Raw genomic sequence first — 26,746 nt, 5'->3', positions numbered from 1 at the left:
TGGAATGATCGTACTTCGAATTGATCCAAAAAACTTATAGCGAAAGAACAAGCGCAACACCTGAACCAATCGCAAACGCTGTTAAAAAGGCTTCGGCACCCTTTGCCATCCCTGCCGTGAAATGTCCTGCCATCAAATCGCGGACCGCATTCGTAATGAGCAGACCCGGCACTAAAGGCATGACCGAACCGATAATAATTTTGTCTATTTCCGTACCGACATTAAAATGTACTGCGGTATATGCAACAGCAGCCACTCCTACCGATGCTAAAAACTCAGAGAAAAACTTGACACGGGTCATATTATGAAGAATCGTCACAATATACAGGCCGACGCCTCCTGCAACAAAGGCCGCCGGAATATCCGAAAACGTTCCTTTAAACAGCAGTAAAAAGGCGCTGCTCGCTAAACATGCTGCCAAAACTTGAATGGAAATCGGTAGGAAATAATTTGTTTTTTCTATCTTCTTTAACTCGTCATACGCCTGCTCTAATGTTATCATTTGAGATGTAAGCTTACGTGAAACATTGTTTACAAGCACAATTCGATGTAAATCTGTAATTCGTGTTGGAATCGATGTAATTTGTGTAGGCTGCGTTTTACCTAGAGAGAAAATAATACCTGTCGGCGTAACATAGCTTTGTGCATTCATCATATTTTGAGAACGGGCCATTCTTAACATCGTATCTTCAACTCGATACGTTTCAGCACCGCTTTCAATCATAATACGGCCAGCAAGCAAAAAGCAGTCGAGCGCCAGTTCAGTATTTTCACCATTCATTCAAGGGACCCCCTTCCACTTCTTAGCTCATATTACTTGAAGCAATCGGAAAATAACAGTCTTTTTTCATGCAATTTATGCTGACAGAACAATGTATTCCCTTAAAATTTACAGTGACTATCCTTTTGGACACAGATAATAGATTAACCCAATTAGAAAGGAACCCGATACACCATGACAAACCCTTACAGAAAACGGCGTGGTCCTTGGATTGACTTACTTCTTATTGGCGCTATCGGTTTTTTAGGTGCCATTATCGTTTTTTTAACTTTTTTAAGCGATGATCCGATTTTCGGGCCCAGCGATAAAACATCCGCTCAAGAACATACGATCACGGAGGAAGCATCACAATTCCCCGGAATAAAAATTGTCACAGACCGTTCTGATGACAAGATGGTGCCCTATACCGTTCAATATCCGCTAACGGAATATGAAGCTTTCAATAAAGCGGTAACGACTTATATAGAAGAGTCAAAACAATATTACATAAGCATGATGCGTCTGCAGCAGGACTCAAAGAAGTTAACAGGCGATTTAAAGATAACTGTCGAAACATTCGAGCATGATCATTATTACTCCTTTGTTTTAACGAATAATACGATTTTAAATACCGAAGAGAAGCAAACAACGATTCAAACGTTTCTAATTGATTATGAAACAGGCTATCTGTTTGATATTCGCGACCTTTTAAATGAGGATTTAGAAAGCCTGAAAACTTTTGCTGCTCATATCCAATCGGAAATGCTTAAAAGTCCAGCTTATAAAGAGTATGTATTAGAAAAGGAGCTCGCATTCGCTACCGAGCCAAAATGGCGTTTATTTAAACGTTTTGCATTGAAAGATGAATCTCTTTTCATTTACTTTAATAAAGGTGAAGTGGCAAAACCGGAAGCAGGTGTACCGGTAGTTGAAATTCCTTTATCATTCATCAACCCGCTTTTAGCATCTGATTTCCAAATAGCGATGCAATCCGAAAATACGATTATTCCTAGTGATAAGGGTTCATCAAAAAAACGGATCGCCCTTACGTTTGATGACGGTCCACACCCGGAAGTAACGAAACAGATTTTAGTCCTTCTGGAAAAGTACAATGCCAAGGCGACATTCTTTATGCTAGGTAGCCGGGCACAATATTATCCGGGCTTAGTACGTGAAGTGCTTGATAGCGGTCATGAACTCGGTAATCATACGTGGTCACATCCCGTTTTAACAAAAATGTCTCCTGCTGAAATTGAAAAGGAGTACAATTCCACAGAGGAAGCGATTATCCATGCAACGGGCGAAAATTCAACGGTTTTCCGTCCTCCATATGGGGCGATTAATGAGGAAATTCGTAACGCCATCCCATGTAAATCAGTTAACTGGACGATTGATACACTTGACTGGAAATACCGCGATTCAGAAAAGCTGTTCCCGATGGTGAAAGAGGTATTGCATAATAACGCGATCGTGTTAATGCATGACATTCATCAATCTACAGCAGATGGACTGGAGCCTGTCCTTGCATACTTACAAAAGGAAGGCTATGAATTTTTAACGGTTTCTGAAATTTTGCCGTATCATTAAAAGTAACTTAAAAAAAGAGTGGTGATTTTTAATCGCCACTCTTTTTGTGTTAATCCTCAAATGCTTGTACTTATTCCTCACTTGAGTGAAGTTAATCCTCACTTTTATTGGGATAATCCTCAGATGCTTGCACTTAATCCTCAATTGAGAGCAATTAATCCTCACTTCTCATTAGACCATACTCAAACGCTCAAATCACCTGACCTTTTACCCCTTGCTGTTCCAGTTCCTGACGTGCATGTTTTGCAAATTGTACCGCATGATTATTACGTCCGATTTGCGCCGTGTTGCACAGCTCATCCCAAAATAACCTCTTCATTTCGAATTGGTCACACTCGAGCAAGCAGAGCAGGCTTATTTTCAGCTGAAGCAACAGCGGCGGTTGTTAGAAACCCTTTTGAGAAACTAGACGTTTCTCAAAAATTCATGAATACCATCCGCAACCTCTCTTAAAACCTCGCCAACTTTTTTCCTCTTCAATGTTTAAAAAAAGTTAATAAAGGTTATAAACCACTATCGCGAAATAATTAAAATAAGAAATAGGAGATGGAAATTATGAGTTTTATTTGGTTCTTAATAATTGGCGGGGTTATCGGTTGGCTAGCAGGAGCAATTTTAGGTAAAGATGTCCCAGGTGGAATTATCGGTAATATTATCGCAGGTATTGTTGGTGCATGGATTGGTGGTATGCTTCTAGGAAGTTGGGGACCTAAAGTTTCTGATTTCTATATCGTCCCAGCTATCATAGGTGCAATTATACTTGTGTTCGTTGTAAGCTTTATTATGAAATCGATGCGTAGAGCTTCGTAACATTTATTTTTAAGTAAATCAGATATAAGTAATTTAAAGCGGTCCTTCCTAATATTGGGAGGACCGCTTTTTCATTTTTGATTCTCTAACCTCAAATTCCCCCATTAAACATTAACTGTAACTTTTTTGTAACCCTTTCTCCAGAACCATATCCTATTATTAAGATGCGTTATTATAAATTGCCCACCCCAAAAATAAAAAGCATAGAATGGAGAATTTATTATGAAAAAAATAACAATATTATTAATGGCCCTTGTTTTTATAGGAAGTATTTTCGTAATTAATAATGAAAATGCTCAAGCAGCGGATTTTGAAAAAGCTTTTGCAAAGAAAACAATACTCGTAAAATCTGCGCCCGGTGAATCCTATAAAACGCTCGGTAAACTGAAAGCAAAAACTTCTGTGAAAGTATACGGTGGTGTTCCAATCGGTACGGATCAGAAAGACTCATCGAACGCTGATCAATATGGCTGGTCAAAAATTATGTATAAAGGCAAATATGCATATGTACCAACACATGAACTAAAATTTGAGCATCCATCAGCATGGGCGCCGAGTGTGAAAGCGAAAGCCATCGCCGAAATCAAGGAACAATTTGTTTCGAAGAACGATAAAATACGTTTAGTGTACGACAAAAATTCTTACTATGAAGTGTTTATCCAGAAGGATGGCAAAGGTGAGTATCAATATTTAGTCTACATCAATTGTAAAACCGGCTGGTGGCACGGGTGAATTCGTTCTAGAACCGGTTTAAAGGTAATAAGTGGTGTTACCCCGAATATATTAGATTACCTATCCATAGGTTGTTTCCCGGAGGTGAGCTGAAACTTATATTAGAACAAAAGTTTGGTTATTAGAAAATCTCGCTTCGATATTAGAAGATCAGGAAGCGATATTAGATAATCGGCAACACTTATTAGATGAAGCGCGAGATATATTAGAAAATCGAAAGTTTATTAGAAGAAATAAAAATATATTAGAACATTTTAAGATTTATTAGAACTTCCAGCTGCCAGCACCGCCTCACGTTTTGAAACTAAAACGATTTTACTGTTCTCTTAGTTTATAAAGGTTTAAAGCTAACGCATAAGTTTTTGACTAAACGAAAAGAGGAAGCAAAATGAAAACGAAATGGCTTTTGAGTAGTAGTGCCGTGATAATGGGTTTGGTGGGGTTGGCAGGAACATTTATTCCCGAAGAAATTTCAAAAATATTAGGGATTGCCTCTACCCCTGTTACTCTGATTCTTTTGCAAATCATCGGTGGACTATATTTAGGATTCGCAATGTTAAACTGGTTCACACGTTCCGCCCTAATCGGAGGCATCTATAACAAACCCGTCGTATTAGGAAATCTGATGCATTGTATCGTTGTCTTTTTCGCCCTAATCCGGCAGTTGGCGGAGCAGTTTCATTTCTTACTCTTAATTTTGACATTCATTTATTTTGGGTTTGCCGTCTGGTTTACATTGGTTATGCGCTCGAACCCTTTAAGTAATCAATCAAAAATGCCTGTTTAACTTAGTAAACTTTTTTCGAATTAGCATTAAAAGGACCAAACACAAGTATGTTTGGTCCTTAAATTAATTTAGCTATCTTGATTTTATAATTCCTGTCTTAACGCCTGCATTACTTCAATTTTCGTTGCTTTACGTGCCGGGCGCAGACCTGAAATCATTGCCACACCGATACTGATCGCTGCAGCAATCACTACGAGCTGCCACGGAATCGCTGAAAATTGTACATTGTTGAATCCATCTTCGCCTGTTGCTGCCTTTAAAATAAGCGGCAATAGCGCATTCGATGCAAAGCTTACAATATATGAAATTGCAATTGCAAGAACTGTTCCAATAACTCCGATAAACGTACTTTCCATTAAAAACAGTCGTTGAATCAGTTTCGGGCTGGCTCCAATTGCTTTTAATACACCAATCTCACGTGTACGTTCTGTCACAGCCATTGTCATCGTGTTGAAAATTCCGATTGATGCAATCAATACTGCGATTGTTCCAACAAAAACAAGTCCGGCTTTCAATACTAGGAAAAAGACGTTTAACTCATCCAGCTGTTCTGTAACGGAATACACACCGTAACCTTTTCCGCGTAACTCTTCTAAAATCGGCTTTACATATTCCAAGCTTTCCGCATAAATATCGAAGCGCTCAGAAAATAGTTCAATATCACTGGCTACCTCTACATCGGTAATTACTTGGCTATACATATTTTCAATCACTTCACGTTGCTCATCCATCATATAAATCCTGTTTTCAGTTGCCCATTCATAAGCCGGCTCTGGCATAACACCGACAATCGTATACGTCATACGCTCTGACAGTACATCCGGTTGTTCATGTGTACTTAGAGCAATTTCTACTTCCTTGCCGATAAGCGAATCCTTGTACCCTTCTTCAGCACCGTCGTAATACGTGCCTTCCGCTTCCGCTGCCTTTGATTTTTCCTCGATTAATTTGCGGTCCGCTTCATTCAATAATGATTGGCCGAAATGATAGCCGACAATAATTTCCTTTTCGTTTTCAGGATATTTCCCTTCCGATAATGGTTTCGCTACCGATGCATAATCATTAAAGTCCAATAAACGCAGTGATGTAGACGTATCACGGTCCTCCATATAGCCTGCTACATTAGCATCCACACTAGTCGTTTTTAATACCGTTTGTACATTTTCTACCGCTTCAATATCCGCTACTTCCTCTGCGGTAAACACCGCTTGACTGCCGAGCACTTCTATTTGTGTCACCGTCTCACTCGATAAAATCTCATCTTCCATTGATTCCTGTAATCCAAAACCGATCGAGGCAAGCACGATTAAAAACGCACAGCCCATCGTTGCGGCAAGTACCGTCATAAATACACGCAGCTTATTTTTCTTAATATGCTGCATCACAAAATTTACCTGATCTTTAAATAGCATTGTGTTCACCTTCTTTCACCAATTGACCGTCATGCATCCGATAGCGCTTGTCCGCAATCATCGCTACTTCCTCATCGTGTGTAATAATAATAAATGTCAGATCCAATTCACGGTTCAGCTGCTGGATCAGTATTAATATATCTTGCTCTGTCTCTGAATCAAGGCTCCCTGTCGGCTCATCCGCCAACAAAATCGGTGCATTCGTCACAAGTGCACGGGCAATACTAACCCGCTGCTGTTGTCCGCCTGATAATTCATTCGGATAATGGTCAGTCACTTCAGTTAATCCGACCTTTTTCATGATTACTTCAACCCGTTTTCTGCGCTCCAATACGTTCATCCCTTGCAGTTTTAACGGTAACTCAATATTTTCAAATGCCGTCAAACTTGGCATGAGCTGGAAGTTTTGAAAAATAAAGCCGAAGTTTTCTAACCGGAACTTTGCACTCTGAACTTCATTGAATCCTGCAATCTCCTGTGCATTTACTACAATTGAACCGTGTTCCGGCTTCATAAAACCTGCCAAAATCTGAAGCAGTGTCGATTTACCCGATCCGCTTTTCCCGACAACCGCCACGATTTCCCCCTTCTTAACATCAAATGATACATCATTCAGTACCGGAACCTGTCTTTCCTTTCCGCGTTTACCGATAGAGAATGTATGTTGTAAGTTCGTTACTTTAATCATCATCGTTCACTCCTTTTCACTTAACTTTAGTGTAAAGGGCAAATCTTAATATTTAGAAAGGCTAAATATGAAGAAATTCTTAAGAAATCCTGAATCCCCTTTATGTTTTTTCGGACATGAAAAAACCACAAGCACAATTCCACCTGTGCTTGTGGTTGAATCTTTTTTAGAAACCTACCATCTTTTGCTTTTCAAATGTTTTACCGTTGAAGCTCGTCACTTTTGAACGGGATACTGTAAATAGCTCATCTTCAATATAAAGAAGACGCTGTACAACATTATACGAATCTTCATATTGTTCACCAGGACGCGCCTTTTCGATCATATCCGCTGCTAGCTCAATTCCTTTAGTTGTTACTTTGTAAATATGAGCACCTGTTCCTTCATATTTCAGCTGGTCTTCCTCATCTGTTGGCGAGTAAATCGTAACCGGGAAGCCGTAATAATTTTGACGCGAATCTCTGAACAGTGCTTTATGGTCATACTGCACAGGAGAATAAGTACCGCGACCACCGATTATAACCGCTTGCTGTTCTTTCGGGTTATTGAAATCCGTCACGTCAAACAGGCTCAGTTTCATTCCTTTTGTATAGACAATCGGCTCTTTTGAACCTTCCTCCATCTTCACTTCCGTATCATAACCAATACCTAATAAGTGATTTTCACCAATTGGATGCAAGTAATTACTGAAGCCTGGAATTTTTAGCTCCCCTAACACTTTCGGTGCTTTCGGATTTTTCGTATCAATGACAAAGAGCGGATCTGTTTCTTTAAATGTCACTAAATACGCTTTGTCTCCCATAAAGCGAGCAGAGTAAATGCGTTCCCCCTTTGCAAGATCATTGACCGCACCTACTTGTTTTAGGTTTCCATCCAAAATGAAGAGATGGTTTTTCGAATTGGCTGTTGTTCCCCATGCACTGCCTTCTGTAGTAGCGATACGGACATGCCCGTCGTGCTCATCCATTGAAAATTGATTTAATACAGAACCAGCAACTTTACCTTGTGCTGTCATTTTCACTGCTGTTTTATCAATAGAAATTTTATAAATTGTCGTTTCGCTGTTTTGATTTACCGGCATTGTGCTCGTTACCGTATCTTCAAGAGATGTGCTCTCCAATGCAGGCCAGAAGCGGTAATGATTCATCGAAGCAATATAGATTGCGTTTTCTGACATGTACAATTGCCCGCTGTTACCTAGGAAGCTCTCTGTTTTCCATGCGTTCGATTTTACATTGGACATATCGATCGCTGATACGATCAAATAATTCGGTTCATTGCTTTCAGGCAGCATACGAATTTTATCGACCGGCATAACAGTTTCCTTCCCCCCGTCGTACGTAGATGGACGGAGCTCTACATCCGGATTTTCCTGCAGCAGCCAGTAGTTCGGCATACGACTAGATACAACGTACAAATAGTTGCCGGCTTTACGGATACTCGTAATATCTCCGTCATGCCCGACTTCTCGTACTAATGTAGGATTTTTTGCATCTCTCACATCATAAAAGGCAATTTTCGTTACTGATTTCCCGTCATAATGCGGCTCTCTTTGCGTTTCCACATACTGTGTGTATCCGATAATTAATGTATGGTCATGCAGCATTAAATGCGATGGATAAATATCTTTACCAACCTTTAAACGCTTTACAACCTCCATAGTTTTAGCATCAACAATGACTACTTTATTGTCGACTATCGAAAATATCGACTGGCCGTCCGTAATCGTTATATCGCCTTCTTCAATCCCTTCAACCTGATTGTTTGTTGTAGAGTAGCTCGGCCCGCCACTGCCCAAATCACTGTTTGCCATCGACATCGCCGATTCTTCCTGCACCATATCATTAAAGCGATTCGATACCGCATTTTCTTGCGCTGCAAACGCCCTAAAGTAGTCTTTTAAATCTTCTGTCGTAGTGAGTTTTTCCACTTTCCTTACAACTTCAAGTACTATCGACTGTTCCTGCTGGGACTTTGCATTTTTCGCATACGCAGTTTGCTTAATCACGAGCGTATATTTCCCTGCACTGAGTCCATCGACAGATAGAGCGGTCCCGGCTTTATCTACCGAAAATTTCACTTTAACGTTATTGTCGTTTTCATCGACAACTAGAATGGATCCATCTGTTAAACTTTTTACCGAAATTGGCTGCTTTAACGTAATGGAATACGTTTCCCCTTCGAATAAAATACCCGTAGCCTGCACTTCCGGATTTTTTGCGAACATAAAATAACCGAGTGCCAAAACCGCTACAAGTGATGCGACAAGCCCTATCCCGAAAAATTTGCCGTTTTTCATGTAAACCCTCCCTTTCCATACTTTGTATTAAATTAGACTGGGAAAGAGTGTAAAAGTTACAGAATTTTTTAAAATTTATACTAGACATTTCCATGGGTAAAATAAAGTTCTCTTTCGACCCGTTCGTTTGACTCTTCCATAAGCCGTTGCCAGCCAGTTGATGAACCAGCTGAACAACCAGCTTCATTAAAAAAAGCGGATGAAGTTATCGCATAATTTTGTTAAACTAAGGAAAAATACAACTCGTGCTTTTTTCAGGCACGAGTTGTATTTATGTAAGCGGAAATTAACATGTATAAAGTATAGGAGAATACTATGTCCATCCAAATTTATATATTGAGCAAGTTAGCGAAAGAAAGCAGTTATCCATATAAGCTAAAAAAAGAGCTGTCAGAACCGATTCCTTTTGATAAACTGGCGAACCTGACAGAAAGCAAGATCTATTATCATTTTGAGTCTTTGACAAAACAAGGACTTATCCAGCCAACTGAGATTATTAAAGAAGAAAATCGACCGGATAAGCAAGTTTTCGCTATTACAGAACAGGGTCTTGCATTGCTTCCAAACAAAATTTATCAGCTTTTCGAAAAAGCCGATTCCTTATCAGAAACAATTGTAGGTTTAATGAATCTGAACTTTGTGGATCGTGCAAAAATCATTATGATTCTTGATGAGAAATTACGAAAGCTTGAAAAGAAAAGAGATCATATTAAAAGCTTGAATATGCAGGTTAAGCTGGAGGGTCCTAAAAAAGAAGGTGGAGATTTTTTGACCGGCTATTTTATAAGTCGTTTAGAAAATGAAGGTGAGTGGATTTCTTCACTAATCGAAAAAGTACGGAATCAATCTATTTAAAAAAGCTTCGCATTCGGATGATTTAAATCATCGAATTGCGAAGCTTTTTTGCAGCATGGCATGTAGCTCATCAATTTTTAAAGAAAAGTTTTAAAATAGGTGTTGTAATTTCTTCAAATGACAATGAATTCTTCCTTCGCCTGTTATACCACTTGCGAACGGTTTCAACTACGCCGATCGGTACGGATTTCCCGTCAATTAAATGATAGTATTGCTCATAGCCCTTTTTTAAATGTTCCCACCTGAAATCATTACCGGACATCGTATATTCGGAAACATCGATTATTTTAGCTCGGCCGTTTTGCAACAGTATATTTTTTAAATGAATATCACGCGGGTTCAGCCCCTTGCTGCGCGCATATTCTCTTGCTTCTTCAACATCTTGTATTACCTGTTCCGGAATATGGATGCCTTCAAGAATGCAGTCAAAGAGCGTTTTCCCTTCCTCGTAACTTAATACAAGACAATTGTCGTTCGAGCCATAGCATGTTGAAAAGAAAGGCGAATTGTCTAACTTTCCGTAAACACCTTCTTCCAACATTACTTTTGCCGCTTTGTCTTTCGCATATAGTTTGAATGCATACGCCGGGACATTTTCGGACTGAAAAACTGCCGCATCTGTCCCGATCCCTACACATCTTACACCTTCTGCTTCACCAATGATTGTTACTGGCTCATTATTCGGATTGGATATAACATTTATTTTTGAAAGGGAATCCATTACTTTTTCGAAGTCCTTTACCATATCATCTCTCCCTTCATCAGCGTTAAAGAAAACTACATAATCCAATTACTTTTAAAGGGATTCTATATCGCTCATAATAAAATTCGTTTTTTTATATTAACTATATGTTTATTTAATGAGTTTAACATTAAAATCGCTAGTTCATGTAATCTACCGCTTTGTCCAATATGTAAAAAGCCCTTCACACCATTATGTGAAGGACCTTACCTATTTATTAACTAAGGCTTAATTATTTTTCACAATTTATTCCACAGGGGAAAGTTCGCTTTCTGTTACCCATTTATGATGCGTTACTTCTTCACCTGTTTCTGTATCTTTATAGCTCACCATATATACGGTCGTTTGCTCAACCGAATCGATTGTAGCTGTCGCGCCTTCCATCCCTTCCATGTGATCCGCATTTAATATGACCTCTTCACCGGAAGTGAATGGTTTTCCTCCGGCATCCTCAAGTTCTTCATGGATAACCCATTTATGATCTTCAACTGGCTCACCACCAGTTGTTGGGGTATAAGTAACCATATAGACAGTTGTATCAAATGCACCGGTAATTGTTGCTGTTGCACCGTCCATACCTCCCATATGATCAGCGTTTATCACCGCTTCACTACCAACAGGATATGTAGGTTCTTTCGCATCAGCCAGTCCTTCTGGTACTTCACCTGAACTTGAATGCTCCGTTTGGGTATGATCCATTTGTGAATGGTCCATTTCTTCCTTTGATTTTGAATCTTCTTCATTTCCACCGCAAGCCGCTAAAACAAACGCTGTACATAAAACAAGCGCACCTCTTACTAATCTCTTTCTTTTCATCGCTGCATTTCTCCCTTTTTTTCAATTTGCTTCCCAACTTATTATACCCCTCTAAGGTATAGGATAACCTTACAATTTTTTAAGATTACTTAAGTTAGTTTACTGAACAGAATAACGGGAAAATTAAAGTGGACAAAATGTAATGAGGAGGAATCGACTATGTCACATGAGCAACATCAACAATTGCTGCAAACTTTACATGAATGTATGGCCGCATGCAACCACTGTTTTGACGCCTGCTTAAAAGAGGATCATGTTCAGATGATGACGGAATGTATTCGTTTGGACAGAGAGTGCGCAGATATTTGCAACTACCTGGAACAGGCGATTTCCAGAGGTACACCTTTTATTTCCGAGCTGGCTGCCGTTTGTGCAAAAATTTGTGAAGCATGCGGAAATGAATGCAAAAAGCATGATCATGACCATTGTCAAAGATGTGCGGAAGCATGCTTTAAATGTGCGGAGGCATGTAAACAAGTTGCCTGAACATACGAAAAGTTGCTCCAGAATCATTTACAAAAGGAGCAACTTTCATATGTTTAAATATTAATTTTCTCAGAACACTTTTCACAAATAAATTTGCCTTCCAGATTCAGATAAGCTTTGATTTCCGTAAACCCTTTTCGCTTCGGGTAACGCATTTGAACCAATACTTGTTCATCCTCTTTAATTTCATTATTGCATTTCATACATTTTGGTATGATTAGGGCCACTCTATCTCCTCCAGCTATTTATACTTCAGTTATACTTGTTCTACCTTATTACAAGGATATCCTGCCTATTATTTTTTTCTGACAGGAAGCCAAATTTCACTGTATGCATAACCTTTTTTATTTTCATCCATTTTAGTAAATGAAAAAGTTGGTGCTTGGATAATTTCATAATCGGAAGTAGGTAGCCATTCCGAGTATGTTTTAGCCATCGTTTCCTGCAGCGTGGAAGGAAATGGTCCTTCGTTCGGAAATACCGCCCACGTACATGCTTCAACTCGTACTTTGTCTAATCGATCACTGACTTCAGTTTCCGTCGTTAAGACACCGATCAGGTGCGTTAACTCCCCTTCTTCTTTCAGGAAATTCGCCTCAGCATGATAAGATGCATTTACAATTTCAAAAGGCTCTATATTTTGCAGTGCATGCATTTCTTTTCTTTGTTCTTCCGTTATGCTTTGGGCCAGCTTTACGATTTCCTGATTGACCCCTTCAAACTGGATCGGCACACGTTTGCTTACCCCTGCTAAATTAAACGCTTGTTTATCTTCAATTCTCCATTCCATAGATACTCCTCCTTTTACTGTAATTACGAATGTGAGTTTAGGAAATGACTTGCTTATTTTCTTTTTGATGACATCCGAAGGTAAGCAATCACACCATTTTTTAAAAGCCCTAGTAAAACCGTCGACTGACTGGTAACCATATTTAAATGCAACGTCCGTTACCCTTTCTCCATTCAGTAAATCTTTATTCGCTTCCGATAGTTTTCTGTTTTTTACATACTCATTTAATGTCATCCCTGAAAGATGAAAAAATACAGTTCTAAAGTGGTAATCGGAAACCCCGGCATAATTTGCAATGCTTTCAAGAGACAAGTCCTCGGTTAAATGTTCTTCAATATATTCAATCACCTGATTTAATTCTTTTAGCAATATATCCCTCCTTCATGGATACATATTAGCAAAGCAATTATAAAAATACTCGACATTTTCGGCTGAAAAAAATCGTATTAAGTTTGTCCAAATTATGACACTCCTTGTTTATTAGAATTATTAAAAGGGTATTCACACTTATTAGTAACATACTTAGCAAAATAGATTGCAGAAATTCATGAGAGGAGTTGAAACGTAATATGCGGTTGGAAAAAAAGTTAATTTTGATATTCAGTTTTATCGCGGCCTGCTTCCTATCAGCTTGTGCGGAGAAAGAAAAGCTTGCCGATGGATCTGAACTGATACATAAAGATCAGTTTGTTTTTGCTGCATCTGGCGAATTTAAACCATTTAGTTATGTAAACGATGAGGACCTTTCAATGTCAGGTTTTGATATCGAAGTTGGTGAAGCGATCGCAAAAGAGCTCGGTCTTGAACCGGTTCAAAAGCGGATCAAGTTTAAAGGTATTGTAGAAGGAGTCAAGACTGGCCGTGCAGATGTTGCTGTTGCCAGCCACACGATTAATCCACAGCGAAGCAAACATGTTGCTTTCTCTACCCCCTACTATTATTCTGGACCGCAGATTTTCACCCGACCAGATAGTGAAATCAAAACTGTTGATGATTTAGCCGGAAAAGAAGTTGCTGTAGCTAAAGGGTCAACCTATGCCGATACAGCCTCCAGGTATACCGATAATGTTAAAACCTATGACAGCGATATCACTGCTTTGCAGGCATTAAACAGCGGTCGTCATGATGCGGTAATCACCGACTTTGTTACCGGAAAAAATGCCGCAAAAGAAGGGTTTAAAGTTGAAGGGCAGCAGTTAATCGAACGAAGTGAACAAGCGATTGTACTCCCTCAGGATAACCCTAACCTATTAAAGCGAGTAAACGAGGCGCTGGAAAAACTCCGGGAAGATGGAACTCTTACTCGGATAAGCATGAAGTATTTTGGTGAGGACATTACAAAAAAACCTGAATAATTCAATCCTCTAAATAAGAAAGGACGTAGGTACAGTGCCAAGTTTTTCACATTTTCTAGAAGTATTAGTAGATACAAAAGATGTATTCCTTAAAGCCATGCTCTTAACATTGGAGCTGACGGTTGTATCCATTTTAATCGGTATAGTAATCGGGCTTTTCTTTGCGTTAATGAAAATTTCCAAATTTAAAGTATTAGAACTCATTTCAGATACTTATGTCTTTTTAGTTCGTGGTACACCGCTAATCGTTCAAATCTTTATTCTGTACTTCGGACTAAGCGGAATTTTCCTTCTTCCTGATTTCTGGGCTGCTTCACTTGCTTTGGCGCTTCATAATGGCGCATACATTTCAGAAATTCTTCGAGGTACGATCCAAGGAGTCGATAAAGGCCAGATGGAGGCAGGACGTTCTTTAGGGATGACAAAAGTTCTGACTTTAAGAAGAATTATACTCCCGCAGGCATTCCGCCGTGCGCTCCCTCCATTGGGCAACCAATTCATTATCGGTTTGAAAGATTCTTCGTTAGCCGCATTCATCTCGATGAATGAACTCTTTAATGTAGCGACAACACTAGGATCTAATAACTTTGACGAAATGACCTATTTACTCATCGTAGCGATCTACTACTTAGTGTTAGTGGCGTTATTAACATTCTTAGTAAACCGTTTCGAAAAGAGATTGGCAATTAGCGACAGGTAGGAGGCGTAAGCAATGGAAGCAAAAGAAATGATTAAAATTAATCAATTAAATAAGTCATTTGGAGACTTACATGTATTAAAAAATATCGATATGACTGTTTTCGAAAGCGATGTTGTTTGTTTAATAGGATCGAGTGGCTCGGGGAAAAGTACTCTTCTTCGCTGTCTGAACTTTTTAGAAAGAAAGGACAGCGGCAGTATCACAATTGGGGGCAAAGAAGTCGATCCGAAAAATGATAACCTTAACAACATACGGGAAAAGGTAGGAATGGTATTTCAACATTTCAATTTATTCCCCCACAAAACTGTTTTGGAAAATATTATTGAAGCTCCGGTAATGGTTAAGGGCATTGACAAAAAGGACGCAATTTCGAAAGCAAAACAGCTGCTGGAAAAAGTCGGCCTGGAAGATAAGGCCGATGTCTATCCTAACAAACTATCCGGCGGGCAAAAACAACGGGTAGCAATCGCCCGAGCACTTGCAATGGAACCGGACATCATGCTTTTCGATGAACCGACATCAGCGCTTGACCCCGAGCTAGTCGGAGAAGTTTTAACGACGATGAAAGAACTGGCTCAAGAAGGTATGACAATGGTTGTTGTAACCCATGAAATGGGCTTCGCCAAAGAAGTGGCCGACAAGATCGTGTATATGCATGATGGGGAAATTATCGAACGCGGTACCCCTGATCAGTTTTTCCACAATCCGAAAGAAGAACGAACGAAAGAATTTCTTAAGACGACAATGCTGAAATAAATGTAGGAGGGTCCTGTCTAAATATTTAGACAGGACCCTCTTTTTGCGGAGTTTTCCAACTATATAGGCAAATATTAAAATATGGATTGCTTCTATTATATAGGGTGGAAGAATCAGCTCGGCACAGAACTGAATTGATCAATCCACTGTATCGTCAATAAATTCGGCAATGTGGATATTTCATGGTGAATCTGAATATATTTTTTACACTTTACCGTTGCGACACATTCAATATAAGAATGGCTATCTTCAATCAATACTCTATAACTACCTATATCGGGCAGTGAATAATTCGGTAATAAACCATTCTTTTTACAATACTTAGTTTGATAAAAGTCGCCTAAAAGGCTTGGCAGTTCGCTAAGGTTCCGTTCTTTTAAGTGCTTCCGTATTAAAGACGAACTGATTTTTTGATTATTCCATTTTAGTTCTTCTACAACAGTCAGGCCTACTTGCTGCTTGGCCGCATACACTGCTAACGTTTCAACTGTTCCACTGGCTTTTGTTCCATATGTGTAGTCAAAACCGCAAATAATCTCTTTTGCATTTAAACCTATAATATAATCATCCAAGAAGTCGTCAGCTTCTACTTTTGCTAATTTTTTTGTAAACTCTACAATATAAAAAATGTCCACTTCAAGATTTTTAAGTTTTTCAATCTTTTGATCCAGTGGTTCCAGATAGGCAACCTCTGCGTCAGAAAATATCACACTTTTAGGATGCGGAAAAAAAGAGAGAACCGCCAATGATAAATTCTGTGCATTTGCTTTTTCTTTAGCCGTCTGTATTACTTTCTGGTGCCCTAAATGCACACCATCAAAATAACCAAGTGCCATTGCAACATGGGGAGCTGATTGTTTAATCTCTTGTAAGTTATTAGCATTCACATAGACTACCTTCATCGCGATTCTCTCCTTTTCCTTATCTAGTCAGATTTTGTGCTACTTCATAAATTAAGTCTTCTTGACCACCGACTGCTTTCATTTGGCCGATTTTCATTAGAAGATCACGCTCATCGACACCGAATTGTTTAGCAGCTTTTTGAGCATGTAACAGGAAGCTTGAATAAACACCCGCATAGCCTAAAGTTAAACTGCTGCTCGTTATTTCTTGGGACTGCTGCATAAGCGGTGCAATTACATCATTTGCTAAGTCCATTAATTTATACAAATCAATGCCCGTTTCATAGCCTAGTTTTTCTAAAACCGCTACCATCACTTCTGTTTGCGTATTACCTGCACCTGCACCTAATGCACGCAAACTTCCATCAAGATAAGTCGCTCCTGCCTCTACCGCTGCAACTGTATTTGCCATTGCCATCGATAAATTATTATGGGCATGAAAACCAATTTCACACTGCAGGTTTTGCTTAAGCGCTTTAATTTTTTCTGTTACATCATTAGGTAACATTGCTCCTGCAGAATCCGTTACATACACAATTTCCGCTCCATAGCTTTCAAATAACTTTGCTTGCTCTACAACTTTTTCAACACTTGCCATATGGCTCATCATTAAAAATCCGGCAGTTTTCAATCCCAGGTTTCGAGCCAGTTCGATATGTTGTGCCGCTACATCTGCTTCAGTTACATGAGTTGCTACACGAACCATCTTCGCTCCTAGTTTTGATGCATTTTCTAAATCTTTTTTTGTACCGATTCCGGGAATCAATAACACGGCAACTTCTGATGTTGTACACTCTGAAACAGCTGCTTCAATAAGCTTCAGTTCATCTGTCGCAGACAAACCGTACTGTAATGAAGAGCCTCCCAAACCATCCCCGTGTGATACCTCAAAATAGCGTACACCTGCTGCATTTAAGCCTTTTGCAGCAGCGCGGACTTGTTCTTCAGTAAATGAGTGACGTACCGAGTGACTTCCATCTCGTAATGATACATCTAATATATTCAAGGTCATAGGATGACCTCCTTTTCAAGTTGTAAATGGTGACGTGCCATTTCGTTGCCGACTTGGACTGCGGCTGCCGTCATAATGTCCAGATTTCCAGCGTATGCAGGCAAATAGTCAGCTGCACCATTCACTTCAACAAATACAGATACTTTTTTGCCTTCAAAAATTGGTGTTGCTTTTAATGTATAGCCCGGTACATAAGACTGTACTTCCTTTACCATTTCCAGAATCGATTTTTGAATCGCTTCTTCGTGGCCTTCTTTTTCTACTAAAACATGAATTGCATCACGCATAATAATCGGCGGTTCTGCAGGGTTTAATAGAATAATGGCTTTCCCTCTTTTAGCGCCGCCAACTACTTCAATCGCTTTTGATGTTGTACTTGTGAATTCATCAATATTCGCTCTAGTACCTGGACCTGCAGAAAGACTCGCAATCGTTGCGACAATTTCCGCATAGTCTACCGGCACAATACGGCTGATAGCATGAATGATCGGAATAGTAGCTTGACCGCCGCAAGTAACCATATTCACATTTGGTTTTTCGATATGTTCTTTTAAATTTACTGGCGGAACAGTAAATGGTCCAATTGCTGCTGGTGTTAAATCGATCACTTTCTTACCTTTCGCCGTTAATAAATCGCTATTATGCTTATGGGCATATGCACTTGTTGCATCATATACGATATCAACTAATTCAAGGCGTTCCATTAAGCCTTCAATTCCATTTGAAATAATATTATAGCCGCGGTTTTTCGCACGTTTTAATCCATCAGATTCCGGATCGATACCTACCATAACACTCATTTCCAATAATGGACTGCGCTCAATTTTATACATTAAATCTGTCCCGATATTTCCCGATCCCAAAATTCCTACTTTAAGTTTTTTCATTTTTTCACCACTTCCTTCGAAATGATAGCGTTTACTTTTCCAAGTACACCAAAATCAGCCTCGAATTCATCGCCTGCTTCGAAGGGAACCGCTTTTGACAAAGCCCCTGATAAAACAAACATGCCCGGCTTAACAGAAATATCATATTCACTCAGTTCATTTGCTAACCATACCACTGCATTGAGCGGATTCCCTAATACAGCCGAACTTGTCGCTTCATCTAAAAACTCACCATTTTTCTTTACAACCATTTGAATATTTGTAATATCCTCTATATCTTTAAGCAAAGTCCGTTTTTTCCCTAAAATAGCTCCTGCCGATGACCCATTGTCTGCTACTGTATCTTCAAATTTTATTTTCCAGTCCGCAATACGGCTATCGATTACTTCGATCGCCGGTACAACATAAGAAGTAGCATCAATTACATCTTGCACCGTCACATTCGGTCCTTTTAATTCTTTCTTTAAAATAAAAGCAATCTCAAACTCTACTTTTGGCTGAATAAATGCTTCAGTAGATAATCCTTCGACCTCATCATATAGCATCGTATCTAGAATAAAGCCGTAATCCGGCGTATAGACATTCAACATTTCCTGCATTGCTTTACTTGTCAGACCGATTTTCAGTCCTTCTATTTTCGCTCCGGCGTCAACTTTCTGGCGGATTTGCGATAATTGTACTGAATATGCATCAGCAACTGTAATATTTCCATAAGTTTCAGTTAATGGTGCAATCGGCTGTTTTGTAAGTTCCGCCTCTGCCAGTGCATTAGCCATTTTTTGTATATTCATAGGTTACTCCCCCTTTATGACTCTACCGTTTCCATTTCAGTTAGTTTGCGATATTTGCCGCCAAAGAATAACAAAGGATCTTTTTCTTCAAGGCGTAAATCTACTACTTTGCCGATGAATAATGTATGATCCCCCTCAACATGCTCCGATACAACTTCACATGTGAGTTGAGCAATTGCCCCTTTCAGTACCGGTTGTTCAGCCAATGTTTCAAATTCCACTGTATCCCCTGGTCTGCCAGCGAAATGACGTGAATAATGCTCTTGATCTTCAGCCAATATATTTACTGTATATTTTTTTGATTTTGATACTTTCTCCAAAAACTTTGCCTTCTCACCAATTGAAATGACAACAAGCTTTGGGCTCAAAGAAACTGACATGAAACCGTTCGCTGTCATTCCGTGGACTTCTCCCTCATTTTCAGTTAATAAAACTGTTACTCCTGTAGCAAACTTCCCCATTGCATCTCTAAATAGACGATCATCCATCTCCATTCCTCCATCCATAACTGATTAATTCAATCATAAAGGAGTCAATTTAAAATTATCATTACGTTTTTTATTGAAAATTCTGATAAAAACAATAAAAATTACATGTTCCTCTATTTGTGAGGTTTTTGAATAATTTTTGTTTAAATTTCAGATTTATCAGTATTTGATGCGTTCAATAACAAAGAAAATATTATTCATTTTTTTCTGAAAATTGTTTCGTATTTTCTCGAAAATACAATTCGGTGTTATTTTTTTATCTTGTAAAACTATTTTTTTTCCAATAGAATTCTGTTCATGAAAGGTTCCGATTCGGATTTTTCTATTGGGTACATCTCGAGATGCCCGAAATTTTGAAGAAGGTACAAGCATTTAAAGTATTTTGTAAACGCTATCACTTGCCTAGTTTTAACCGGAAAGATGAAAATTGCCTCATTTTATTTCAATATGAGGTCGAATGGAGGTGGGACATTATCCTAGCAGTTTATCGAAAATACTAGTGTTTTGTCTGTTAACAAGGTGATGGAAAATAAGACAATACAAGGGGGACTTTAACATGCGTTGGGTTGTATTAGGATTTTTATTCTTACTCTCTGTTTTAAACTACACGGATAAATCTGTTCTAGGATTAGCTGCGGAACCAATAATGACCGAGCTGAATTTAACTTACGATCAGTTTGGGCTAGTCGGAAGCAGCTTCTTTGCTGCATATGCTATCGGAAGTATTGTATTAGGAACATTAACGTATCGCTTCAATTCGAAATACCTTCTAATGATGATTGCTGTTGGATGGACTATTTCATTAGCAAGTGCTTATTTTGTAGAAACATTAACACAGTTAATTATTCTACGTGTTGTTTTAGGTTTCTTTGAAGGTAGTACGCTAAGTATGTGTCTCGTCCATCTTGCACGTTGGTTTAATAGTTCACAACGAGGGCTCGCTACTGCTATTATGACTTCCGGTACAACTGTTGGTACGTATTTAGCTGCACCCCTTTTAGTTACGGGGATTACAAGCTTTGGCTGGCAGCATACATTCGCGTTGTTAGGGGTAGCAAGCTTGATATGGGCTGTCTTCTTCTTCTTTATGAGAGACGAACCAAAACAGCCATTAGTAGAAGATGTTAAATCTCTAGCTTCCAACAAAGAAGTACCATTTAAACATATTTTAAAAGTATTCGTTAACCCTTATGTATTATCAATTTTAGTTGTAGGTTTCGTATCAATGTGGATTACTACTTGGGTACTTACTTGGGCACCTACTTATCTGACTCAGATCGTCGGTCTTAAGCCGCAGGATATGAGTCTAATATTTGCTGGAATGGGTATTACAGGGACAATCTTTGCAATTTGCGCAGGTAAATTTACAGACTTTTTATTTAAGAGAAATAAAAGTCTCATTAAATCATATGACCGCGTATTAATTACCGTATTAATTGTTGGTGCAGCTTCATACGCGATGACAACAATAGTATCTTCTCCGATTTTAGCATGCGTTTTCTTAGGCATTGGTTTAATAATGAATACAAGCTTACTGCCATTGAATGCTGCGATTAAGACACTGATCATTCCGAAAAACCTTGTAGGTTCTATAACTGGTATTTCATTGTCTATCTCCAGTATGGCAGGGATCATCGGACCTTGGATTACGGGTTACTTAATTACAATTGCAGGGGATGATGTCCGCTCCGGCTTTAATGCAGGTGTAATTGTTATCGTTAGTTTATATGTTGCAACTGCAATCGTGCTGCTTGCTACACGTAAATTAAAAATTACAGCTACTGAAAAAGAAAATGAAAGCCGAATTGCTGAAGAAAAGGCAAACTTGGAAGTCGCTATAGATCAATAAAGCGTTCTTGCTTTATCTGATAAAAAAAGACTGTAAATCAAACTCATTTTTGAGTATATTTACAGTCTTTTTTATATGAACAGTTACTCAATAAATGATTTCATTTTTAACGTTCAAATTCTTCGAAATTCAAAGTATCTGACAGTATTAAAGCCTGAATGACTAATAAAGTATAGGCGGCAGTTGAAGCATTTTTCAAGGAAATTTGCAGTTGATCCTCGATTTGTTTTATACGATATTGAATACCGCCAATCGATAATGCCAACTCGTCCATCGTTTCCTTCAAGCGTTGACTGTTTAATAAATAAACGTAAAGTGTATGCAATAATTCTTTTTTGCGGGAATCCTCAAAATTATATAAGTCTTTCAATGTCTTTTTCGCCATTTCATGTAATTGTTCGATACTCATATGTTTTACAATATCGCCAAGCATTCCTAAATGCTCGTATGTTGTTAGTAGCTTTTGGTTCGGGAAGCGCTGTGCTGTACGTGCTTCCTGCAAAGAGCCTTCGAAATCTTTAAAGTTACTGAATGTTCTACTAAGACCTATTGAGTATTTATAATCACTATTTTGTTTTTCCATTTTGTTAAATATTTTTGTTATTTTCTTATCCCAGCCTTGCTTGTCAGTACTTAGCGAATTGAGTATTGCAATATCTTCTCCAAGCACTGCAAAAATACAAGGCAAGTCCCACTCTTTTGCCAGCATTGATAGTTGTGTCAGCTGATCATGGATATCAATGATCTCATTGTTTTTCTTTTTCTTTTTTACACTAATAATTCCCGTCGAAAATGGCGGCTGAAATTTAAAAGGTAAAAATTTATAGTAAGATTCAATATCCTTAATATTACGATTGTGGATTAAGCGTTCCAATAACGAACTGCGCATCCGTTGCTGTTCTTCAAACTGTGCCTCTTCGTATAAAATGCATAATGCTACAACTGTGGAAATACGTTCTAAAAATAAATGGTCATTCTCCTCTATATGATTTTCACCAAAATAAAAGAGTGAACAAGTAGCATAGTTCCTTTTATTTATCAGAACAGGCGCTGTCAGCTTCCAATATTGATCCCCTTTATAGTGAGAAATATTGTGCTTACTATTAAACTCCGATAATTTCACTTTATCATTTTTTATTAAGAGTTTCTGTTCTTCATCAAAACCTATTTCGCATAAAGGATTACCATGAATATCTTCGATTACGATTGGAATGTTCAACAAGTCATACGCAGTCTCTACAACTTCATTCAATGAATGCTTTTCAGTTACTTTTTGCGTGAGTTGACCGTGAAATTTTGATATTTTTTCAAGAACCTGTTTATGATGCAAGAGTGAATCATATGTCATTTCGAGCTCTGATAAAATATTATCGTTTTGATAAAGGTTGATCAGTTCTCCTTCCTCTTCCATCCAGTCACGTTCCAGACGAACTTTAAATTCACAGCATGGATCCCCTTTTGCCATGCACTTATATTCAACAGCAATGATTGATTCACCAAATTCATATGTCAATGCACCACTCGCAAAACCGCATAACATATGACAGACACATTCTTCCGCCAGCCCGTAATTTTTAAGGTGCAGTGCTGCTTCAAATGATTCTACCCATTGTCCCCATGTATTATTACATTCAATTGTGCCGTCCGGATGAGCTATAATTTCCCCCATGAAAATAACATCTTTAACATGACCTAAGCGCGAATGTCTTTTACCGACAAGATCTTTGGAACCTTTATTTTGAAGGGTATTTTTTGCAGATTCCATCCCGAATTCTTTGCCGAAACGGAATAAGAAACCTTTCGTTTTATGGGAACCAATATTGTTAACTAAATTATTTTTTAATGTGTGGAAGGCATTTGCCGACATTAAAATATCTTGTGTTTTATTTGAATCGAATGCTATTTCACTCATTAAATTCACTTCCCCTTTGATTTTCTATTCCTCATATTACAAAAATAAACTTTGTTTTTCAATAAATTTTAAAGATTCTTACTATTCATTCAATAAAAATCGCTATGACTTTTAAAATTTTTAACAGGTATACTCAAAGCAGAAAATAACTACTTATCAGCACAAGGGGGTAAAAACAATGACAATTTTTGAAGGATTTCATAATAGTTACGTATTAGCAAATGGTGTACGGACACATTATTCCTGGGCCGGAACAGAAGGACCAGCAGTGATATTACTACACGGAGCAGGACCTGGGGCTTGTGGCGCGGCTGGATGGCGCTTTATGCTGCCGGCACTGGCAAAAGCAGGGTTCCGCGCATATGCAATCGATCAATTATCAATGGGCTTCACAGATGTACGCCCTCATGCATGGCCTGTAAACGGACATCAAAGTTTAGTAGATCATGTACATGATTTTATTGAAGCCTTATGTCTGGATGAAGTATCACTTGTCGGTAACTCACAAGGGGCTTACGTTGCAGCCAAATATGCAATCGATCATCCTGAAAAAGTAAATAAAGTAGTTTATATCGGCAGCAATACCATTTATCAGGCGATGCAAGAAGTACCTGAAAGAAAACTCCGTTCGTTCTTGGAGGTAATTGGTTACGATTACACAGAAGAATCGTTACGCAAATTTATGTACCGTAACTCAAATGAAGACACTGTCGTTCCGGAAGAGTTGATTCAACTGCGTCATCAAGCCGCAACTCGCCCAGGCGTAAGAGAATCCAATCAAGCATTTGATGCATACTTGGCAAGAATGAATGAGGAACCAAAACTTTGGGATCGCTACTGCATTAAAGATTCGTTACCAAAATTAAAAGTCCCTGGCATATTTATCTGGGGGAACCAAGATGCTGTAGCACCAGTTGAGACAGGTTATAAACTTGAAAAACTGTTGCCTAACATTAAATTTGAATACATCGATAACTGCGGTCACCAGGCACAAACTGACCAGCCAGAAATCGTTAACAAACTTGTTATAGATTTTTTAGCAGTGGAAACAGGACAAAAAGTTACAGCCCAATAAATTATTTTTGAAAGGAATGATTAAATGGTTACAATAGTTGAAAATAAAGATCTTTATGAAGAAATTATGCAAAAAGCAAAGCGTATTGGTGAAGCTGCAGAGCTGGAAGCAATTGAAGCAGATCACAACTCGACAATTTCTCCCCGCATCGCTGATATTATCCGGGAGGAGGAAATTCACCGTTTAATTTTGCCTAAGGAGTTTGGCTATCCACAGCTTGATTGGCGCACATTCGTTGATATGGTAAGTACAGTTGGTTACCACAATCTTTCTGCTGCATGGTTAACGTACTTTTTCTCAGCTCATAACGCTTGGGTGTGCTACTACCCAAAACATATTCGTGATGAGGTCATCAATCAGGGTGGTTTTGTAGCAGACGTATTTGCCCCAATCGGTAAAGTCGAGAAAGCGGAAGGCGGTTACCTCGTTTCCGGCAAGTACAATTTTGTAAGCGGTATCAACTATTGTGATTGGGTTGGTGTTGGCGCAATGATGCAATTTGATGACAGTGAAAAACCTGAACGTGTAGGAATTTTACTGAAAGTTTCTGAATTGGAAGTTGTAAAAACGTGGGATTCACTTGGACTGCGCGGATCAGGCAGCAACACATTAATCATCGATAACATTTTTGTAAAACCTGATGCCATTTTACGCTTCAGCAAAATTATTGAAAATAGCCAACCGCCATATGAAGATTTTGATCAAGATTATTTATACTACAATACACCATTCTACCCTGGATTCTATGTAGGTTTTGCAGCGATGGCTGTCGGTGGTGCCGAGCGTGTGCTTGATGAATTTGAAAAACATACTGCGGGACGTGTACGCTTTTCAGGCGTAAACGAGAAAGAGTCCCCTACTAGCCAACGCGTGCTTTCTGAGCTGAAGCTTGAATTGCTTTCTGCCAAAACACTATTAAATGAATATATCAATATGATGGAAACGGATAAAGGCGGTTCCTACGAAGGGGCTAAATATAAAGCGATCCGTGCAAAAGTTATCGATAAGTGTACACAGATCGGTGTAAAGTCATTACTTACATTAGGCGGTCATGCTTTATTAAAAGGTCATCCGGTAGAACTATTTACTCGTGACTTGATGGCGATTGCGACCCACATTACTTCTCTTTATGAAGATGGAATTTTAGGTTACGGCAGACACTTATTTGGTGTTCATACAAACATTCAAGGTTAATAGTAGAAATAGTAGGATTGAAAAAGAAAAGATTCAGATGACCTTTTAAAAAAACAAATAACTTATGAGGTGAATATAAATGGAAAAATTTCTTTACGCACCGGAAATCGCAAAATTAGGGCACGTTGCTTTAGTATCAGAAGACCTTGAAAAATCTTTATGGTTCTTCCGTGACACAATCGGCTTGGAAGAAACAGAAGTTGTAGATGGTGTACACTATTTACGGGCTTGGGGTGATTTCGAACACCATACATTGTCAATTACAGCCGGTGAAAAATCTTATATCGATCATATCGGCTGGCGTACAAAACGACGTGAGGATGTAGCAACATTTGCCCAGTTATTAGAAGATGCAGGTACTGAAGTTCGCTGGATTAAAGCCGGTGAAGAAGTTGCACAAGGTGAAGCTATCCGCTTTGAACTACCAAGCGGCCACCGTTTTGAACTTTACTATGATATGGAAAAAACGCCTGCGGATGAATCACGAAAATCCGTACTTAAAAACCAAACGTATAAATCTTGGGCTAAAGGGGTTTCTCCACGTCGAATCGATCACGTAAATTTACAGACTTCACATGACAATGCTGAAATTGTACAGTATTTAAAAGAAGCATTAGGTTTCAATTTGCGCGAATATTTCGTCAATCCGGATGATGTGCAAGTTGCAAGCTGGTTATCTGTAACAAACTTAGTGCATGACGTTGCAGTTATGTCTACCCCACGTTCAAAAGAGCCAAATGAAATGCACCATATCGCTTACTGGTTAGACAATGCTCAAGACTTGCTTCGTGCTGCCGACATTTTATGTGAAGCTGATGTACAATTTGTAGGTCCAGGGAAACATGGGATTTCACAGGCAATGTATATTTACGTAAAAGATCCAGGCAGCGGTTTACGCCTTGAAATCTTTACAAATGGCTACTTAATCTTCGAACCAGACTGGGAGCCAGTAAAATGGACATATGAAGAATACCTTAAAAACGGTTCCGCATATTGGGGAGACCGCCGTCGCGACGATGTTGACCGTGAGGCACAAGTAAAAGAATTAGCGAAATCATAAT

The 26,746-nt window shown here is 38.8% G+C and carries 28 protein-coding genes; 13 read left to right on the top strand and 15 right to left on the bottom strand.

Features of this window, described 5'->3' with window-relative positions; all coding sequences use genetic code 11:
- Positions 1-34: 34 nt before the first annotated feature.
- On the bottom strand, positions 35-781 hold the full coding sequence (locus tag MKX73_RS08935) for a threonine/serine exporter family protein (protein WP_340717139.1): 747 nt from the start codon (positions 779-781) through the stop codon (positions 35-37).
- Positions 782-955: 174 nt separating this feature from the next.
- On the opposite strand from MKX73_RS08935, the gene MKX73_RS08930 reads away from it, so the two are divergent.
- Entirely contained in the window at positions 956-2,347 is a 1,392-nt protein-coding gene (locus tag MKX73_RS08930; RefSeq protein ID WP_340717138.1) for a polysaccharide deacetylase family protein, read from the top strand.
- 190 nt (positions 2,348-2,537) lie between these two features.
- Here the strand turns inward: MKX73_RS08930 and MKX73_RS08925 are convergent, their stop codons facing one another.
- On the bottom strand, positions 2,538-2,666 hold the full coding sequence (locus MKX73_RS08925; RefSeq protein ID WP_303047304.1) for a hypothetical protein: 129 nt from the start codon (positions 2,664-2,666) through the stop codon (positions 2,538-2,540).
- Positions 2,667-2,902: 236 nt separating this feature from the next.
- Between MKX73_RS08925 and MKX73_RS08920 the strand changes: the two genes are divergently transcribed.
- From MKX73_RS08920 to MKX73_RS08910, 3 genes are all read left to right on the top strand, one after another.
- A complete protein-coding gene (locus MKX73_RS08920; protein WP_079523808.1) occupies positions 2,903-3,157 on the top strand; it encodes a GlsB/YeaQ/YmgE family stress response membrane protein in 255 nt (84 codons plus the stop codon).
- A gap of 222 nt (positions 3,158-3,379) precedes the next feature.
- The gene (locus MKX73_RS08915) at positions 3,380-3,889 is read left to right on the top strand and encodes a hypothetical protein (RefSeq protein ID WP_340717137.1); all 510 of its coding nucleotides are present in this window, start codon (positions 3,380-3,382) and stop codon (positions 3,887-3,889) included.
- A gap of 388 nt (positions 3,890-4,277) precedes the next feature.
- Positions 4,278-4,676 (top strand): multidrug DMT transporter permease, encoded by a 399-nt coding sequence (locus MKX73_RS08910; RefSeq protein WP_340717136.1) that lies wholly within the window; start codon positions 4,278-4,280, stop codon positions 4,674-4,676.
- A gap of 83 nt (positions 4,677-4,759) precedes the next feature.
- Here MKX73_RS08910 and MKX73_RS08905 read toward each other — a convergent pair whose 3' ends face one another.
- The 3 genes from MKX73_RS08905 to MKX73_RS08895 form a co-directional block, all read right to left on the bottom strand.
- Complete coding sequence (locus MKX73_RS08905) at positions 4,760-6,088, bottom strand: ABC transporter permease (RefSeq protein WP_340717135.1); 1,329 nt, start codon at positions 6,086-6,088, stop codon at positions 4,760-4,762.
- A complete protein-coding gene (locus MKX73_RS08900) occupies positions 6,078-6,776 on the bottom strand; it encodes an ABC transporter ATP-binding protein (protein ID WP_340718873.1) in 699 nt (232 codons plus the stop codon). The genes MKX73_RS08905 and MKX73_RS08900 overlap by 11 nt, the downstream gene beginning before the upstream one ends.
- Positions 6,777-6,942: 166 nt before the next feature.
- Positions 6,943-9,075, bottom strand: a complete 2,133-nt coding sequence (locus MKX73_RS08895) for a beta-propeller domain-containing protein (protein ID WP_340717134.1) — start codon at positions 9,073-9,075, stop codon at positions 6,943-6,945.
- Between the two features lie 315 nt (positions 9,076-9,390).
- Here MKX73_RS08895 and MKX73_RS08890 point away from each other — a divergent pair, with 315 nt between their 5' ends.
- Entirely contained in the window at positions 9,391-9,930 is a 540-nt protein-coding gene (locus MKX73_RS08890; protein WP_340717133.1) for a PadR family transcriptional regulator, read from the top strand.
- Between the two features lie 70 nt (positions 9,931-10,000).
- Here the strand turns inward: MKX73_RS08890 and MKX73_RS08885 are convergent, their stop codons facing one another.
- Positions 10,001-10,675 carry a serine/threonine protein kinase gene (locus MKX73_RS08885; RefSeq protein WP_340717132.1) on the bottom strand — a complete coding sequence of 225 codons (675 nt, stop codon included), beginning with the start codon at positions 10,673-10,675 and terminating at the stop codon, positions 10,001-10,003.
- Between the two features lie 243 nt (positions 10,676-10,918).
- Positions 10,919-11,488 carry a YdhK family protein gene (locus MKX73_RS08880; RefSeq protein ID WP_340717131.1) on the bottom strand — a complete coding sequence of 190 codons (570 nt, stop codon included), beginning with the start codon at positions 11,486-11,488 and terminating at the stop codon, positions 10,919-10,921.
- A 159-nt stretch (positions 11,489-11,647) separates the two neighbouring features.
- Here MKX73_RS08880 and MKX73_RS08875 point away from each other — a divergent pair, with 159 nt between their 5' ends.
- Entirely contained in the window at positions 11,648-11,974 is a 327-nt protein-coding gene (locus MKX73_RS08875) for a four-helix bundle copper-binding protein (RefSeq protein WP_340717130.1), read from the top strand.
- A 53-nt stretch (positions 11,975-12,027) separates the two neighbouring features.
- Here the strand turns inward: MKX73_RS08875 and MKX73_RS08870 are convergent, their stop codons facing one another.
- Together MKX73_RS08870 and MKX73_RS08865 are read right to left on the bottom strand one after the other, a co-directional pair.
- Positions 12,028-12,201, bottom strand: a complete 174-nt coding sequence (locus MKX73_RS08870) for a Fe3+ hydroxamate ABC transporter substrate-binding protein (RefSeq protein ID WP_340717129.1) — start codon at positions 12,199-12,201, stop codon at positions 12,028-12,030.
- 68 nt (positions 12,202-12,269) lie between these two features.
- Positions 12,270-13,133: an AraC family transcriptional regulator gene (locus MKX73_RS08865; RefSeq protein WP_340717128.1), complete on the bottom strand. Its 864-nt coding sequence runs from the start codon at positions 13,131-13,133 to the stop codon at positions 12,270-12,272.
- Between the two features lie 200 nt (positions 13,134-13,333).
- On the opposite strand from MKX73_RS08865, the gene MKX73_RS08860 reads away from it, so the two are divergent.
- Genes MKX73_RS08860 through MKX73_RS08850 form a run of 3 tightly spaced genes read left to right on the top strand, consistent with a single transcriptional unit; the run spans position 13,334 to position 15,575 of the window.
- Positions 13,334-14,119, top strand: coding sequence for a transporter substrate-binding domain-containing protein (locus MKX73_RS08860; RefSeq protein WP_340717127.1), 786 nt, complete (start codon positions 13,334-13,336; stop codon positions 14,117-14,119).
- A 34-nt stretch (positions 14,120-14,153) separates the two neighbouring features.
- Positions 14,154-14,819 carry an amino acid ABC transporter permease gene (locus tag MKX73_RS08855; RefSeq protein WP_340717126.1) on the top strand — a complete coding sequence of 222 codons (666 nt, stop codon included), beginning with the start codon at positions 14,154-14,156 and terminating at the stop codon, positions 14,817-14,819.
- Positions 14,820-14,831: 12 nt separating this feature from the next.
- Complete coding sequence (locus MKX73_RS08850; RefSeq protein ID WP_340717125.1) at positions 14,832-15,575, top strand: amino acid ABC transporter ATP-binding protein; 744 nt, start codon at positions 14,832-14,834, stop codon at positions 15,573-15,575.
- A gap of 113 nt (positions 15,576-15,688) precedes the next feature.
- Here MKX73_RS08850 and MKX73_RS08845 read toward each other — a convergent pair whose 3' ends face one another.
- The 5 genes from MKX73_RS08845 to MKX73_RS08825 are packed head-to-tail and all read right to left on the bottom strand — an operon-like array spanning position 15,689 to position 19,655.
- Positions 15,689-16,477, bottom strand: a complete 789-nt coding sequence (locus tag MKX73_RS08845; protein WP_340717124.1) for an FAD synthetase family protein — start codon at positions 16,475-16,477, stop codon at positions 15,689-15,691.
- A gap of 19 nt (positions 16,478-16,496) precedes the next feature.
- A complete protein-coding gene (gene dmpG / locus MKX73_RS08840; protein ID WP_340717123.1) occupies positions 16,497-17,489 on the bottom strand; it encodes a 4-hydroxy-2-oxovalerate aldolase in 993 nt (330 codons plus the stop codon).
- Positions 17,486-18,376 carry an acetaldehyde dehydrogenase (acetylating) gene (locus MKX73_RS08835; protein WP_340717122.1) on the bottom strand — a complete coding sequence of 297 codons (891 nt, stop codon included), beginning with the start codon at positions 18,374-18,376 and terminating at the stop codon, positions 17,486-17,488. Before MKX73_RS08835 ends, dmpG begins: the two co-directional genes overlap by 4 nt.
- Positions 18,373-19,167 (bottom strand): 2-keto-4-pentenoate hydratase, encoded by a 795-nt coding sequence (locus tag MKX73_RS08830; protein WP_340717121.1) that lies wholly within the window; start codon positions 19,165-19,167, stop codon positions 18,373-18,375. Before MKX73_RS08830 ends, MKX73_RS08835 begins: the two co-directional genes overlap by 4 nt.
- 14 nt (positions 19,168-19,181) lie before the next feature.
- Positions 19,182-19,655: a flavin reductase family protein gene (locus MKX73_RS08825; protein ID WP_340717120.1), complete on the bottom strand. Its 474-nt coding sequence runs from the start codon at positions 19,653-19,655 to the stop codon at positions 19,182-19,184.
- Positions 19,656-20,211: 556 nt separating this feature from the next.
- On the opposite strand from MKX73_RS08825, the gene MKX73_RS08820 reads away from it, so the two are divergent.
- A complete protein-coding gene (locus tag MKX73_RS08820) occupies positions 20,212-21,504 on the top strand; it encodes an MFS transporter (RefSeq protein WP_340717119.1) in 1,293 nt (430 codons plus the stop codon).
- Positions 21,505-21,610: 106 nt separating this feature from the next.
- On the opposite strand, the gene MKX73_RS08815 is transcribed toward MKX73_RS08820, so the two are convergent.
- Positions 21,611-23,416 (bottom strand): V4R domain-containing protein, encoded by a 1,806-nt coding sequence (locus MKX73_RS08815; protein ID WP_340717118.1) that lies wholly within the window; start codon positions 23,414-23,416, stop codon positions 21,611-21,613.
- Between the two features lie 178 nt (positions 23,417-23,594).
- Between MKX73_RS08815 and MKX73_RS08810 the strand changes: the two genes are divergently transcribed.
- From MKX73_RS08810 to MKX73_RS08800, 3 genes are all read left to right on the top strand, one after another.
- The gene (locus MKX73_RS08810) at positions 23,595-24,491 is read left to right on the top strand and encodes an alpha/beta hydrolase (protein ID WP_340717117.1); all 897 of its coding nucleotides are present in this window, start codon (positions 23,595-23,597) and stop codon (positions 24,489-24,491) included.
- A 24-nt stretch (positions 24,492-24,515) separates the two neighbouring features.
- Positions 24,516-25,685 carry an acyl-CoA dehydrogenase family protein gene (locus MKX73_RS08805; protein WP_340717116.1) on the top strand — a complete coding sequence of 390 codons (1,170 nt, stop codon included), beginning with the start codon at positions 24,516-24,518 and terminating at the stop codon, positions 25,683-25,685.
- Between the two features lie 79 nt (positions 25,686-25,764).
- Complete coding sequence (locus tag MKX73_RS08800) at positions 25,765-26,745, top strand: VOC family protein (protein ID WP_340717115.1); 981 nt, start codon at positions 25,765-25,767, stop codon at positions 26,743-26,745.
- The last annotated feature ends 1 nt before the right edge of the window (position 26,746 follow it).

The sequence above is a fragment of the Solibacillus sp. FSL W7-1436 genome (assembly GCF_038007305.1).
GTDB lineage: Bacteria > Bacillota > Bacilli > Bacillales_A > Planococcaceae > Solibacillus.
The sequence above is the reverse complement of the archived record's forward strand: the minus strand, read 5'-3'. Positions and strand labels throughout refer to the sequence as shown.

Excerpts from the sequence above, each read along its gene's own strand:
- MKX73_RS08925 (WP_303047304.1), bottom strand. The coding sequence starts at position 2,666 with ATGAAGAGGTTATTTTGGGATGAGCTGTGCAACACGGCGCAAATCGGA.
- dmpG (WP_340717123.1), bottom strand. The coding sequence starts at position 17,489 with ATGACCTTGAATATATTAGATGTATCATTACGAGATGGAAGTCACTCG.
- MKX73_RS08935 (WP_340717139.1), bottom strand. The coding sequence starts at position 781 with ATGAATGGTGAAAATACTGAACTGGCGCTCGACTGCTTTTTGCTTGCT.
- MKX73_RS08930 (WP_340717138.1), top strand. The coding sequence starts at position 956 with ATGACAAACCCTTACAGAAAACGGCGTGGTCCTTGGATTGACTTACTT.
- MKX73_RS08920 (WP_079523808.1), top strand. The coding sequence starts at position 2,903 with ATGAGTTTTATTTGGTTCTTAATAATTGGCGGGGTTATCGGTTGGCTA.
- MKX73_RS08915 (WP_340717137.1), top strand. The coding sequence starts at position 3,380 with ATGAAAAAAATAACAATATTATTAATGGCCCTTGTTTTTATAGGAAGT.
- MKX73_RS08800 (WP_340717115.1), top strand. The coding sequence starts at position 25,765 with ATGGAAAAATTTCTTTACGCACCGGAAATCGCAAAATTAGGGCACGTT.
- MKX73_RS08820 (WP_340717119.1), top strand. The coding sequence starts at position 20,212 with ATGCGTTGGGTTGTATTAGGATTTTTATTCTTACTCTCTGTTTTAAAC.
- MKX73_RS08880 (WP_340717131.1), bottom strand. The coding sequence starts at position 11,488 with ATGAAAAGAAAGAGATTAGTAAGAGGTGCGCTTGTTTTATGTACAGCG.
- MKX73_RS08810 (WP_340717117.1), top strand. The coding sequence starts at position 23,595 with ATGACAATTTTTGAAGGATTTCATAATAGTTACGTATTAGCAAATGGT.
- MKX73_RS08900 (WP_340718873.1), bottom strand. The coding sequence starts at position 6,776 with ATGATTAAAGTAACGAACTTACAACATACATTCTCTATCGGTAAACGC.
- MKX73_RS08885 (WP_340717132.1), bottom strand. The coding sequence starts at position 10,675 with ATGGTAAAGGACTTCGAAAAAGTAATGGATTCCCTTTCAAAAATAAAT.
- MKX73_RS08825 (WP_340717120.1), bottom strand. The coding sequence starts at position 19,655 with ATGGATGATCGTCTATTTAGAGATGCAATGGGGAAGTTTGCTACAGGA.
- MKX73_RS08895 (WP_340717134.1), bottom strand. The coding sequence starts at position 9,075 with ATGAAAAACGGCAAATTTTTCGGGATAGGGCTTGTCGCATCACTTGTA.
- MKX73_RS08905 (WP_340717135.1), bottom strand. The coding sequence starts at position 6,088 with ATGCTATTTAAAGATCAGGTAAATTTTGTGATGCAGCATATTAAGAAA.
- MKX73_RS08815 (WP_340717118.1), bottom strand. The coding sequence starts at position 23,416 with ATGAGTGAAATAGCATTCGATTCAAATAAAACACAAGATATTTTAATG.
- MKX73_RS08850 (WP_340717125.1), top strand. The coding sequence starts at position 14,832 with ATGGAAGCAAAAGAAATGATTAAAATTAATCAATTAAATAAGTCATTT.
- MKX73_RS08805 (WP_340717116.1), top strand. The coding sequence starts at position 24,516 with ATGGTTACAATAGTTGAAAATAAAGATCTTTATGAAGAAATTATGCAA.
- MKX73_RS08845 (WP_340717124.1), bottom strand. The coding sequence starts at position 16,477 with ATGAAGGTAGTCTATGTGAATGCTAATAACTTACAAGAGATTAAACAA.
- MKX73_RS08835 (WP_340717122.1), bottom strand. The coding sequence starts at position 18,376 with ATGAAAAAACTTAAAGTAGGAATTTTGGGATCGGGAAATATCGGGACA.
- MKX73_RS08910 (WP_340717136.1), top strand. The coding sequence starts at position 4,278 with ATGAAAACGAAATGGCTTTTGAGTAGTAGTGCCGTGATAATGGGTTTG.
- MKX73_RS08890 (WP_340717133.1), top strand. The coding sequence starts at position 9,391 with ATGTCCATCCAAATTTATATATTGAGCAAGTTAGCGAAAGAAAGCAGT.
- MKX73_RS08830 (WP_340717121.1), bottom strand. The coding sequence starts at position 19,167 with ATGAATATACAAAAAATGGCTAATGCACTGGCAGAGGCGGAACTTACA.
- MKX73_RS08875 (WP_340717130.1), top strand. The coding sequence starts at position 11,648 with ATGTCACATGAGCAACATCAACAATTGCTGCAAACTTTACATGAATGT.
- MKX73_RS08860 (WP_340717127.1), top strand. The coding sequence starts at position 13,334 with ATGCGGTTGGAAAAAAAGTTAATTTTGATATTCAGTTTTATCGCGGCC.